Origin of the sequence: Pseudoalteromonas porphyrae (genome assembly GCF_001298125.1) — a bacterium.
Classification (GTDB): domain Bacteria; phylum Pseudomonadota; class Gammaproteobacteria; order Enterobacterales; family Alteromonadaceae; genus Pseudoalteromonas; species Pseudoalteromonas neustonica.
Genome location: NZ_LHPH01000018.1, coordinates 22,637 through 34,463, shown reverse-complemented (window position 1 = coordinate 34,463; position 11,827 = coordinate 22,637). Strand labels below are relative to the sequence as shown.

Annotated in this window: 16 protein-coding genes; 6 read left to right on the top strand and 10 right to left on the bottom strand. The window is 39.1% G+C overall.

The window, feature by feature from the left end:
- Nucleotides 1–123: 123 nt before the first annotated feature.
- From ADS77_RS14805 to folB, 3 genes are read right to left on the bottom strand one after another with little or no spacing between them, the layout of a single operon-like run.
- The gene (locus tag ADS77_RS14805) at nucleotides 124–924 is read right to left on the bottom strand and encodes an undecaprenyl-diphosphate phosphatase (protein WP_054204345.1); all 801 of its coding nucleotides are present in this window, start codon (nucleotides 922–924) and stop codon (nucleotides 124–126) included.
- Entirely contained in the window at nucleotides 921–1,409 is a 489-nt protein-coding gene (gene folK, locus ADS77_RS14800) for a 2-amino-4-hydroxy-6-hydroxymethyldihydropteridine diphosphokinase (RefSeq protein ID WP_054455114.1), read from the bottom strand. Before folK ends, ADS77_RS14805 begins: the two co-directional genes overlap by 4 nt.
- Nucleotide 1,410: 1 nt before the next feature.
- Entirely contained in the window at nucleotides 1,411–1,767 is a 357-nt protein-coding gene (folB, locus tag ADS77_RS14795; RefSeq protein WP_054204347.1) for a dihydroneopterin aldolase, read from the bottom strand.
- 228 nt (nucleotides 1,768–1,995) lie between these two features.
- Here folB and plsY point away from each other — a divergent pair, with 228 nt between their 5' ends.
- A complete protein-coding gene (plsY, locus tag ADS77_RS14790; RefSeq protein ID WP_054204348.1) occupies nucleotides 1,996–2,610 on the top strand; it encodes a glycerol-3-phosphate 1-O-acyltransferase PlsY in 615 nt (204 codons plus the stop codon).
- Here the strand turns inward: plsY and tsaD are convergent.
- From tsaD to ADS77_RS14775, 3 genes are read right to left on the bottom strand one after another with little or no spacing between them, the layout of a single operon-like run.
- Entirely contained in the window at nucleotides 2,603–3,616 is a 1,014-nt protein-coding gene (gene tsaD / locus ADS77_RS14785; RefSeq protein WP_054204349.1) for a tRNA (adenosine(37)-N6)-threonylcarbamoyltransferase complex transferase subunit TsaD, read from the bottom strand. The two genes, plsY and tsaD, sit on opposite strands and share 8 nt — an antisense overlap.
- 52 nt (nucleotides 3,617–3,668) lie before the next feature.
- The gene (locus ADS77_RS14780; protein ID WP_054204350.1) at nucleotides 3,669–4,259 is read right to left on the bottom strand and encodes a YjaG family protein; all 591 of its coding nucleotides are present in this window, start codon (nucleotides 4,257–4,259) and stop codon (nucleotides 3,669–3,671) included.
- Nucleotides 4,252–4,608, bottom strand: a complete 357-nt coding sequence (locus tag ADS77_RS14775; RefSeq protein WP_054455111.1) for a DUF2007 domain-containing protein — start codon at nucleotides 4,606–4,608, stop codon at nucleotides 4,252–4,254. The genes ADS77_RS14780 and ADS77_RS14775 overlap by 8 nt, the downstream gene beginning before the upstream one ends.
- Before the next feature lie 77 nt (nucleotides 4,609–4,685).
- Here ADS77_RS14775 and ADS77_RS14770 point away from each other — a divergent pair, with 77 nt between their 5' ends.
- The 4 genes from ADS77_RS14770 to ADS77_RS14755 all read left to right on the top strand — a co-directional run bounded on the left by ADS77_RS14770 (nucleotide 4,686) and on the right by ADS77_RS14755 (nucleotide 8,668).
- Nucleotides 4,686–5,093, top strand: a complete 408-nt coding sequence (locus tag ADS77_RS14770) for a DUF2721 domain-containing protein (protein ID WP_054455109.1) — start codon at nucleotides 4,686–4,688, stop codon at nucleotides 5,091–5,093.
- Between the two features lie 51 nt (nucleotides 5,094–5,144).
- Nucleotides 5,145–6,671, top strand: coding sequence for a DUF3369 domain-containing protein (locus tag ADS77_RS14765; RefSeq protein WP_054455107.1), 1,527 nt, complete (start codon nucleotides 5,145–5,147; stop codon nucleotides 6,669–6,671).
- Nucleotides 6,672–6,791: 120 nt separating this feature from the next.
- Entirely contained in the window at nucleotides 6,792–7,679 is an 888-nt protein-coding gene (locus ADS77_RS14760) for a LysR family transcriptional regulator (RefSeq protein ID WP_054455105.1), read from the top strand.
- Nucleotides 7,680–8,047: 368 nt separating this feature from the next.
- Nucleotides 8,048–8,668, top strand: coding sequence for a 2OG-Fe(II) oxygenase (locus ADS77_RS14755; RefSeq protein ID WP_054204354.1), 621 nt, complete (start codon nucleotides 8,048–8,050; stop codon nucleotides 8,666–8,668).
- A 1-nt stretch (nucleotide 8,669) separates the two neighbouring features.
- Here the strand turns inward: ADS77_RS14755 and ubiA are convergent, their stop codons facing one another.
- Together ubiA and ADS77_RS14745 are read right to left on the bottom strand one after the other, a co-directional pair.
- Nucleotides 8,670–9,548, bottom strand: coding sequence for a 4-hydroxybenzoate octaprenyltransferase (gene ubiA / locus ADS77_RS14750; RefSeq protein WP_054455103.1), 879 nt, complete (start codon nucleotides 9,546–9,548; stop codon nucleotides 8,670–8,672).
- Nucleotides 9,545–10,090 carry a chorismate--pyruvate lyase family protein gene (locus tag ADS77_RS14745; protein WP_054204380.1) on the bottom strand — a complete coding sequence of 182 codons (546 nt, stop codon included), beginning with the start codon at nucleotides 10,088–10,090 and terminating at the stop codon, nucleotides 9,545–9,547. The genes ubiA and ADS77_RS14745 overlap by 4 nt, the downstream gene beginning before the upstream one ends.
- Before the next feature lie 154 nt (nucleotides 10,091–10,244).
- Between ADS77_RS14745 and ADS77_RS14740 the strand changes: the two genes are divergently transcribed.
- The gene (locus tag ADS77_RS14740) at nucleotides 10,245–10,652 is read left to right on the top strand and encodes a flagellar basal body-associated protein FliL (protein ID WP_054204356.1); all 408 of its coding nucleotides are present in this window, start codon (nucleotides 10,245–10,247) and stop codon (nucleotides 10,650–10,652) included.
- Here the strand turns inward: ADS77_RS14740 and glpG are convergent.
- On the bottom strand, nucleotides 10,633–11,469 hold the full coding sequence (glpG, locus tag ADS77_RS14735; protein WP_054455101.1) for a rhomboid family intramembrane serine protease GlpG: 837 nt from the start codon (nucleotides 11,467–11,469) through the stop codon (nucleotides 10,633–10,635). The genes ADS77_RS14740 and glpG overlap by 20 nt on opposite strands.
- Nucleotides 11,466–11,783, bottom strand: a complete 318-nt coding sequence (gene glpE / locus ADS77_RS14730) for a thiosulfate sulfurtransferase GlpE (protein ID WP_054455099.1) — start codon at nucleotides 11,781–11,783, stop codon at nucleotides 11,466–11,468. The genes glpG and glpE overlap by 4 nt, the downstream gene beginning before the upstream one ends.
- Nucleotides 11,784–11,827: the final 44 nt, after the last annotated feature.

Below are 11,827 nucleotides of genomic sequence, written 5' to 3'. Positions count from 1 at the left end.
CCCTTTTATAATCAATTATTAAAAACCACTTCAGTTTAGCCAAAAAAGTAAAAAAAAACACCTACGAAATCGAGGTGTTTTTTCTCAGATAAATTGCCTAATTTTATCTCAATTCCAATACTGTTAAATCATCAAAAAAGCAATTAGACCTACACCGAGTAGTAATCTGTAGATCACAAACGGCATCATTCCCATACGCTCGATGATTTTCAAAAATAAGAAAATACAGGCATACGCTGAAATAAATGATAAACCAGCGCCTAAAATTAACGTAGTCCAATCAACTATCTCATCGCCTAATGCAAGCTCTACTGTGTAATAAAGCCCCATCATCGTGATGACAGGAATTGCCAGCAAAAATGAAAAACGCGCTGCGCTTTGCTTATTCATACCGAGCATCAAGCCTGCCGTCATGGTTATGCCTGAACGTGATGTACCCGGGATCATGGCCATGGCTTGCGCCATACCTATCATTAGTGCCGACTTCCAATTTAACTGGTAAATTGTTTTGGTTTGCTTGCCTTTTGCATCCGCATACCACAGTAATAAGCCAAATAAAATTGTGGTGATGGCGATAACCCAGGCACTGCGTAAATAAAGCTCAATTAAGTCTTTAAAAAGTAAACCCAGTACTGCAGCTGGTATAGTCCCTAAAATAATCCACCAGCCTAGTTTACTGTCGTCTGTTGTGCCTTGCGCACCAAATGATTTAAACCATGCGCCGAGTATTTCGACGACTTCTTTTCTAAAGTAAATAACAACCGCAATAAGCGTTCCAACATGTACAGCTACATCAAAGGCCAAGCCTTGATCTTGCCAGCCAAGAATTTGTGAAGGAAGAATAAGATGAGCGGAGCTTGATATAGGTAAAAACTCGGTCAATCCTTGAATAAGGGCTAAAACAATAATTTCGATAATGCTCATGGGTTAATAAACTCCACCTTCCATAGTTTTTGCTTGGGGTTGTTGTATGTATCCCATAACTGCGCGATCGTTTGCTTAGCTACAGGATGATAAAAATCAGGGGCTATCTCAGCCAGCGGCTGAAGTACAAATGCATTTTTTGTTATTTCATCACGAGGCAACTGAGCTGGCGAATCACAAACTATATCATCGTAAAAAAGTAGATCAAGATCGAGTGTTCTTGGGCTAAACTTTTTATCGTTTAGAGTACGGCCATTATCTCGTTCAATATTTTTTAATAACTCACACAGCTGTAATAACGGCATATCTGTTTGCGCGCCAACTACAGAGTTAAAGAAATTATTACCAGCAAAGCCAACAGCTTCGCTTTCAAACACTGAAGAATGCTCAATAGGAGTAAAATACGATTTAAGGGCAAGTAACGCTTGTTGAATATAATGTTCTTTATTAACATTCGAACCAAGGCTAATATAAATCTGTGCCATCTTAACTTGCCTTGCGACGGGTAATTTGCACACCTACAGTGTTTGCCTGTGCTACCGCTGCCGGCTTACTAACTCGAATAGTTACTTCATCAGTATTAAACTCAGCCAAAATAATTGCAGCCAATTGTTCAACCAATGTTTCTAATAACTCTAATGGTTTTGCTGTTGTATGAGCAATAACACGCTCACTCACCTTTGAGTAATCAAGTGCTAAATTGATATCGTCTGTTTTTGCCGCGGGTTTAATATCACACAGCATTTCGATATCAAAATATAAACTCTGCTTAGTTTCTTTTTCAAAATCGTATACACCTATGATAGTGTCAACATGTAGTTGCGATATAAAAACCTTATCCATAACTGCTCCAACTTACAAAGATTCAAACTCTATTTAAGAGTTTACATACGCTATATTTTGTATTTATAACGCTTATACACTTCAAGTGTGTTTTATTATGTAAAAATTAACCATACAATAGCCTATAGGCACAATTAAGTACGCGGATATTGAAATCGCAAATATATGCAAGGCTATTTTTGCGGCCAATGATAGCCGAAAAAGAATGATTTAAAAATAAGGAAGCGCGTGATAGCCGTTTTAATGTTAGTTTTAGCCTACTTACTAGGGTCGATTTCATCGGCTATCCTAGTGTCACGGCTATTCAAACTGCCCGATCCTCGTACTCATGGTTCAAATAACCCCGGCGCAACGAATGTTTACCGTCTAGGGGGAACATTACCCGCTTGTTTAGTTTTAGTCTTTGATATCCTAAAAGGTACCATTCCGGTATGGGGTGCTTATTTTTTACAATTAGATCCATTAACACTGGGCTTAATTGGTGTTGCTGCATGTTTAGGCCACATGTACCCTGTGTTTTTTCATTTTAAAGGCGGTAAGGCTGTTGCAACCGCTTTTGGCACATTACTACCAATTGGCTTATCTCTCGGTGGGTTACTAATATCAACATGGGTTGTTATAGTTGCAATTACACGTTACTCATCTTTAGGTGCTCTTGTCGCTGTTTCTTTAGCGCCACTCTACACATGGTGGATTAAGCCACTTTACACTCTGCCAGTTACATTTTTAACTATTTTGATTATTTTTCGCCACCGCGCAAATATTAAACGCTTATTTAGTGGTGAAGAACCTAAGATTGGCGACAAGAAAAAGTCGCCACCTAATAATACACCGACTAAATAGGATCTAAGCTATCAATTGGCCAGCGAGGTTTAGTTTTCATATCAAGGCTTGCAAACTGCCCTGCTTTTAAACGCTGCATACCTGCATAAGCAATCATTGCACCGTTATCAGTACAAAACTCTGTACGCGGATAGTAAACCTCACCTTTCATGCCTTGCATCACACGTGCTAATTGCGCGCGTAATTGCACATTTGCACTTACCCCACCCGCCATCACAAGACGTTTAATGCCCGTTTGCTTTAACGCTCGCTTACATTTAATCACTAACGTATCGATCACTGCCGTTTGAAACGCATGTGCAATATCCGCTTTAGTTTGCTCATCATCGTCATTATTACGAATGGCTATTGCTGTTGCAGTTTTTAAACCACTGAAACTAAAGTCCAATCCTGGTTTATCTGTCATCGGACGTGGAAAAACAAATCGCTTTGCAACACCTTGCTCTGCAAGCTTAGCTAACCTTGGGCCACCTGGATAATCCAGGCCCAGTAGTTTTGCTGTTTTATCAAATGCCTCGCCAGCTGCATCATCTACTGATTCACCTAAAACGTCGTATTGGCCAATACCTTCAACCTTAACCATCATGGTGTGCCCACCAGATACCAACAAAGCAATAAATGGGAATTCAGGAACGTTTTCTTCCAACATTGGTGCCAATAAATGCCCTTCCATATGATGTACTGCAACGGCTGGAATATTCCAGCCGTACGCAAGTGAACGACCAATAGAAGTACCCACTAATAATGCCCCTACCAACCCAGGACCTGCGGTATAAGCGATACCATCAATATCTTCAGGGCCGCATCCTGCTTGCTCAAATGCAGCATCTATTAATGGTAACGTTTTACGAACATGATCGCGTGATGCAAGTTCAGGAACAACACCACCATAATCAGCATGAACTTTAACCTGACTATATAACTGATGGGCAAGTAAACCCTGTTCATCATCGTAAATTGCAATACCAGTTTCATCACACGATGATTCAATACCTAAAATTCGCACGACTGTATTCTCCTAAACCAAATCTATTCTCTTGCAAATACTTTGCTTAATTTTATAAAGCTATGCCAATATTGGTTTGACCATCAGCGATTGCCAACTGCTTTAATGCTTTAGTGCTCTCAGATGTCACTCGCCCCATTTGCTCTACAAAATCGATCATTTCACCTAGCACTTCGATTTCATATTGCATTAACGGATGCTCTCTAATAGTTTGATTATCAGCAATCTCACCTTCTACTGTCAGTTGATACTCAATAAATCGAGCAACTGTCGCTTGTGATATTTTACTAATGCTAATAAATTCTTGCTCATCTTGAGCCATCAAACCATGCATCAAACTCAATAAAGCGGTAGCTGCATCAATCGCTGGGTAAGTACCAAACATATCAAAATCGGCTAATTCAGGAACATTAGGCTCTATTTTCTCAATTTGCTTTTCTAAATCGATTTTACTTTTTGGTAAGAGAATTTTTTCCCAACATACGTTAAGCGCACTGCGCAATATTGCTTCGTCACCAAACCCTGTTGCCTCACTGAACAAACCATAATTAGGGAGCATACGCTCAATAAGTGCACCGGCTAATACCGCTTGTTGTAAATAGTTAAGCTCTCGTATACGCTGAAAATTATTCGCTTTAGTCATTCTGTAACGCCCTACAAGACCAACATATTTCAAATGTTGGTCCATTATGCTCATTACAATTGGGGCATACCCAATCAGGAGCGGATTGTTTTACTTGTGTGTAGTTTACCAATATTTGGCGCGCCTGGCGCTCTTTTATCGCAAAAACCTGTACCCTCACCTGAGTTTGATCTAAAGGGATTTCTCCAACAGCTCCTTGCAAAGACTCACCGAGTAACTGGCATTCAATGGAGCTATTTAGTAATAACCCTTTAACTATGTTCGCTTCGATAGCATCAGCCGCAGAATAGACCGTTAACCATTCAAAAGGTGCTTGTTCTGCGCTGTCATTCGTTATTTTATTTTGCAATACGAACCTCTTTTTACTTTGTGATTAATTGACCCTAAGCTACTCTAAGCAAGGTAATTCTTATCTAGGAAGTCATCATGTCCCTCACTACACCTGCACTACTTTTTCCTGCTATTTCTTTACTGCTGTTGGCATACACCAACCGGTTTTTAGTGTTAGCACAATTAATTCGGGAATTAAACGCCCGCGAAGGTGATACTATTCGCCCTCTCGTTGTAGCACAAATTACAAACCTAAGGAAACGCATTAAGCTCATAAGAACAATGCAAGTATATGGTGTTGCTTCTTTTTTAATGTGTACGTTTTCAATGTTTGCATTATTTATAAAGTTTGACACTACCGGTGTCATTTTATTTGGCACCAGCTTAGCCTGCCTCGCCCTCTCTTTATTGACTTCGTTATATGAAATACATATTTCTTGTGATGCAATTGAAATAGAACTTAAAAACATTGAAAAAAAACCATTAAGCAATAAGGCAGACTAAAAAACAAGCACTATACTACTTAGGTGAACGATAAAACTTAAGGGTGTAGATGTGAACGACTTTTTATTTTCTGAAGATGTGGTTACTGAAGAGTCGACTGCCCAGACTGAGCATGCATTTTGGGAAATACTAGTCGTAGATGACGAAGATGACATCCACCAAGTAACCAAACTAGTGCTCTCTGGATTCACATTTGAAGATAAAGCATTACGTTTTCATCATGCCTACTCGGCTAAAGCCGCAAAGCAGTTGCTTGAACAAGATCTCGATTTTTCAGTTGGGTTGATTGATGTAGTTATGGAAACCAGCCATGCAGGCCTTGATCTTATTAAATTTATTCGTGATGAAATTAATAACCACGATATCCGCTTAATACTTCGTACAGGCCAACCTGGTGAAGCCCCGGAGGAGTCAGTGATCCGTGAGTACGACATCAATGACTATAAAAATAAAACTGAATTAACAGCCATAAAGATGAAAACATTATTGTATTCCGCTCTTCGTGCCCACCGAGATATTCAAATTATTGAACGACATAAAAAAGGCTTGGAAAAAATTATTAATGCCTCAAGCTCTTTTTTAAAGTGTGAAAGTGTCCATGAATTCGCATCAACGATTTTATCCCATGTCACAAGCGTAATGGGCCTTGATGATGCTGAAATATATTGCGCAGCCGCTGTAAACCAACAAACTTCACCGGCTACAGACTTTAAACTACTTGCGGTTTCAGGTGTAGAGACTCAACCTAGTAACAATACAATCCCTGAAAATGTTAAAAATTTATTTGTAGAAGCTCACAATCGTAAATCCACGCAGGCAACCTCGCATGATTATATTGGTTACTTTCCAACACAAGCAGGCCTTGAAACGATGCTCTATGTTCACAAAGGCTCACAACTCGACCCAACTGAACATCAGCTATTGGAATTTTTCGCAAATAACATTGCCCTAGCCTACGATAATTTAAAACTGCGTGAAATTGTCAAAGAGTCACAAAAAGAACTTTCCTATATTTTAGGTGAAGCTGTTGAAAAACGTTCCAAGGAAACAGGTTCACACGTCAAGCGTGTTGCGCTTTATAGTGAGCTGCTCGCAAAATTATATGGACTCAATAATTTTGAATCGGAAATAATTAAACTAGCTTCACCACTGCATGATATTGGAAAAATAAGCATTCCTGATCAAATTTTAAATAAGCCTGGCAAGCTTGATCCTAAAGAATGGCAGATCATGCAAACTCATGCGCAAGTGGGTTATGATATTCTCAGTGGTTCGTCTAATGAGGTACTACGATGCGGTTCTATGATCGCGCATTTACATCATGAAAAATGGGATGGCAGTGGCTATCCTAACCAACTTTCGGGTAAAGATATACATATTGTAGGAAGAATTACAGCTCTTGCAGATGTATTTGATGCGCTGGGCAGTGACCGCTGTTATAAAAAAGCATGGCCATTAGATGATGTACTTAGTTTAATAAAACAGCAAAGTGGTCAACAGTTTGAACCTAAGTTAGTCGACATATTTATTAACAATTTAGAGCTTTTCCTCGAGATAAAAGAACGTTACCCTGATTAAATATTGTAACAATTGTGTAAAATGCACTTTTCAAATTAGGTACAATGCATTACTATCTATTAAAATAATACTATTTATGTTCGCCATTAGCGCGGCTTACTTATACAAAGGACTATAAAAGTGAGATTTGAACAATTAGAGCAATTTGTAGCTTTGGGCCAGCTACGACATTTTCGCCAAGCGGCTGAAACGACAAAAATTAGCACATCAGCCTTAACTCGCAGCATTCAAACACTTGAAGATGAAGTTGGCTATGAATTAGTCAAGCGTTCAACTAGATCGGTAAAACTAACGTCTGAAGGGGAGCTGTTTTTAGAATATGCACAACAAACCCTATCAGGCTTAGAAGATACAAAAAAGCGCTTATTTAAATCTCTTAATGGTTGCTCAAATGAAAAGCTTATTATCGGATATACGACCAAAGCCAGTGCAATAGTTCCTATTTCATGTGGTCAATTTTTAGCACAATATCCACACGTTAAAATTGAAATGCAACTGCAAGAACAAAGTGAATTAGTCCGTAAGCTACAATTGGGCGAAATTGATATTAGCGTATGCTCTCAAGCAATAAACAGTATCGGTAGCGATATCCACTTACCGGATCAGCTTATTTTATTTGTTTCTAAATTTCACCCGCTCGCAAATAAAAGTGATATTTGTAAACAAGACTTAAGCGATTACCCAATGTTTGGCTGCTTTTCACAGTCAAAACAAATTCAAACTATGCTCAATGAAGCAATCGATGGTATGAATAAAGCCGCCAGTATAAAAGTCGGTAGCATTGACCAAGTTATGGATGGCCTATGTAAATCGAACCATTTTGCGATTGCAAGTATCGAACATGCAAATACAGTTGCTGAAAACAACGATTTAGTACAACTGAAAACTAATAAAGATTTAGCTCATGAACAATTAATTGTACAAACGAGCCAACAAGTAACACCTGGCGATCACGTGAATCAATTACTGTCACTAATCGAAAAGACAGCGCTGTCAGCTAATTCATAATCTTAGTTGGTTATAACCGCGGTATTTTAGCGTTTCAAATGATGTGCTTAGTTATAAATAACAAGCACATCTGCCGTAGTTACACATTATTTAGGGTGTGTTGACTTTTCAGAATTAAAATTTGTTCAATCTAGAAGTAATACAATCGAAATCAGAGTGAACACCTCAACAGCAATAAGATTATTTTAATTTATTTTCAATAACTTAAAAAACCATCCCCTATTACAATAGCACCCTGTAAAACTAAACATCTACTCACTAAAACTCAGCCATGGGTCTTTATCTGGTTAGGGGACTTAAAAGCGAAAAAGCTAGCTTATCCCCCCCCTTACGCTAAACTTACGCACCTTAAGCTCACTCTGTAAATAATGACTTTAAAATCCCCCTCACAATGCTACCTAGATGATATTGAAATCAAAGGTTATGCTGTCATTGAAGACGCTTTTGATAGTACTTTTATAAATGCGTTATTAGATGACTGTCACCGTATTAACCCTAAGTTTAAATTAGCGGGTATTGGTCGTCAGCAAAATTTACAAGTCGATAAATCTATTCGTACCGATAAAACCTATTGGTTTGATCATAGTAGTCAAGCACAAACAGCATATCTGAACGCAATGGAAGAGATGCGTAACAACCTTAACCGTTATTTTTTTCTCGGCTTATTTGATTACGAGTGCCATTATGCAAAGTATCAACAAGGCGATTTTTATAAAAAACATTACGATGCGTTTAAAGGCCGCTCCAACCGTGTATTTACAACTGTACTTTACTTAAACACTCCAAAATCAGGTGGTGAGTTAGTTATTTATAAACCTAAAAGTAAAGACACTGAAATAACCCTTAAACCAAAGTCGGGTACGCTTGTAATGTTTGAAAGCGAACGCTTTATGCATGAAGTACTTCCAACGGCAAATGATCGCTATTCTATCGCAGGATGGTTCAGGAAAAATGCATCAATCAGCGGTGTTATAGATCCACCACGCTAAATTATATATTAAGTGGCAAGGATGCCACTAAGCCTACAAAAACAGCCATACCAACATAGTGGTTGTTTAAAAAAGCCTTAAAACAACGCTCTCTATCACGAGTATGAATTAGAGATTGTTGATAGACTAAAAAGCCACATGCAACTAAAACACCTAGACAATAGGGGGTATCTAAATCACTAATAACCCCGACTACAGCTAATAAAACAATAAACACCGTATTAAGGATAAAGATGATTAACCTGTCAAAATGACCAAATAAGATAGCGGTAGATTTAACCCCGATCTTTAAATCATCATCTCTGTCGACCATTGCATACATAGTATCGTACGCCATAGTCCACAGGACATTAGCAGTAAATAATAACCACGCTTGAAGGGGGACATCTCCTGTGGCCGCCATATATGCCATAGGTATAGCCCAACCAAACGCAGCACCTAAAACCATTTGTGGCAAATGCGTATAACGCTTCATAAATGGATAACTAAAAGCCAATAACAGCGCCCCTACGGATAATAACATTGTTGGCCAGCTCAGCAGTAAAACTAAACCAAAGGCAATAATGATCAATAACAAAAATAAACTTAATGCCTCACCACTACACACCAGTCCTGCGGCAAGTGGCCGTTGCTCAGTACGTTTTACACTGCCATCAATTTCGCGGTCGGCATAATCATTGATCACACAACCCGCACTGCGCATTACAAATACACCCAAACTAAACACAATTAGATTAACCAAGCTAGGCGTTCCATTACTTGCCAACCATAAAGCCCAATATGTTGGCCATAACAACAACAACGTGCCAATTGGCTTATCTGTGCGCATTAGTTGTTTGTAATAAGGAATATGGGCTTGCTGTAATGCGGCTAATTTCATGTGTAAATAAAGGCTCCAGGTAAGAATATTTCAGAGACCAAGAATCGGCTTTTCATTAACGAAAAAACACTTCGGCGTCCCCACAAATCCGTGGCTGTTGAAGAATATTGACTCACTAGCTGCTGGATACAATGCTGACGATCAAAACATGCAACTTCAATTTCTGTTCGTTTTAAATCTGGGTGTTGAAAGATAATGTCGCCCAGAGGTTTATTACCAAGCACGAGTAATTGCTGCTGTTGCATATCATCCGTAACCGGCAACCAACTTTGTGCATAGACCATAGGCAGGCCATCACACCACAGTAGTACCTCACGGTTTATTATTTTTTCATGTGAACAATCCAATAATTGCTGCTGCTCAAGAGTTAAAATACACTGTAACTCACTTAAAACCTGTACTGAAAAATCACGCCCATGGGACTTTAATTTAGCGGTCAGTGAACCGGGTTCAAGCAACCAGCTTTGCTCAGTTGTTGACAATGAATTTAATGCTGCGCCCCGCTGCCAATTGGCAATGAGTGGTAGTGGGTATGTGATCACGATAGCTCTGTTTAATAATAACCAGATAAATGATACCACTGCCTGCGGTTTGGAAAAAGTGATGATTAATGAATATAATAACCCCTTCAGCCTGTATCTTGACCAGTATTACGTATAAACTAATGGTAATTAAATACGGGACTCTTTACTTAATATGAAAAAAACGCTTTACGCTAGTATATTAATTAGCACCTTGTTGCTTAGTTTATTTGGCAGCTTTGCGAGTCGTGCAGAAACAACGGTAGGCTATTTTGGCTTTGAACCAGACATTATTACCAACTATATTGGCCAAAGTAACAAAAAACTCGGTTATGTGCGTATTACCGTCGATTTAATGCTGAGCGATATGGCAAACATTGCCATCGTCGAACATCACACACCGCTGTTACGTGATGCGATTGTAGGGATTTTATCGAAAGAACCTGAAGAAAAAGTAAAGTCACTTACCGGTCGTGAAGAGATCCGTAAACGCTGTGCTGAAAAACTAAAAGCCCTATTAAAGCAAGAAACAGGGCAAGAAGTTATTCGCGAAGTGCTCTTTACTAAATATCTTTATCACTAGATTTTTTTACTGTAAATAATTGAGCGGTGAAGGCATAAGCCATACCGCTTAATAAGCCGCCTAAATGCGCCCAATTGGCCATACTTACAAATAACATATCTCCAAAGCCTAGTACTAGCCACACAAGCATAAATCCAATAATACCATTGCTGACTAACTCCGGTTGTTTAGGATTAAATTCGCGATAAATCCAGCAATAGCCAAGTAAACCGTATACGACCCCACTCAAGCCACCAAAATTAGGGCCAACCATAATAAACTCAGCCCAACTACTCAACAGCGCTGTAATAAGAAAAAGGCCTATTAGAGTACTCTTACCTGCCAGTTTTTCTATACCATTACCAAGGGTTATCCACCAAATAATATTAAACAACAAATGCACGGCACTAAAATGCACTATAGCAGGCGTTAACCATGTTAATGGCTGATTTGGGTTAAACTGCAACACACTATAAATTGGCTCAAATCCACCGAGTGTAAACGCGATATAAATAGCAACACATAATAACGTTACCGTCTGATTTAACCAGCTTAGCGCTTTAAAGCGCGCTTTTAAATTAAGCGACTGCCCTTGGTAACTTAAAACAGATTGCGTGCTGCCCACTTGCCATGAAGCAGCCTGGTAGCGTTCATGATGAGGGTTTTCAACAAACTCTTCCCATAATGGTTGGGCTTGATGAAAATCACTTGAGGCAATACAAATAATCACTGCTTGTCCATTGCTAGAACGTAACTGCGCATCAAGGCCTTTGCTTTTTACGTAATCTATAAAGCCTTGTGCCGCGCGGGGATTATTAATACTGCCTAATTCAATCATCGCTCTACATTCTCCGGCAATTGTGCCTCCCATTGCGTAAAACCACCATCCATACTGTACACATCTTCAAACCCTTGCTCTGCTAAATAGCTGGCAGCCCCTTGTGAGCTCATACCGTGATAACACACGATAATAATAGGTTGATCAAACTCTTTATTCATCATGAATTCGCTAATGTTCGCGTTTGATAAATGCTCAGAGCCAGGGATATGCCCTGCTTGGAATGAGTTAGGATCACGAATATCTGCAATCACTACATCCTCTTTATTAAGGAGTGCTTGCGTCTGTGTAATTGAAATATGCTTAAATGCCATAATACTCTCTAAATATAAAAGGCGACCTAAGCCGCCCTTTTTTA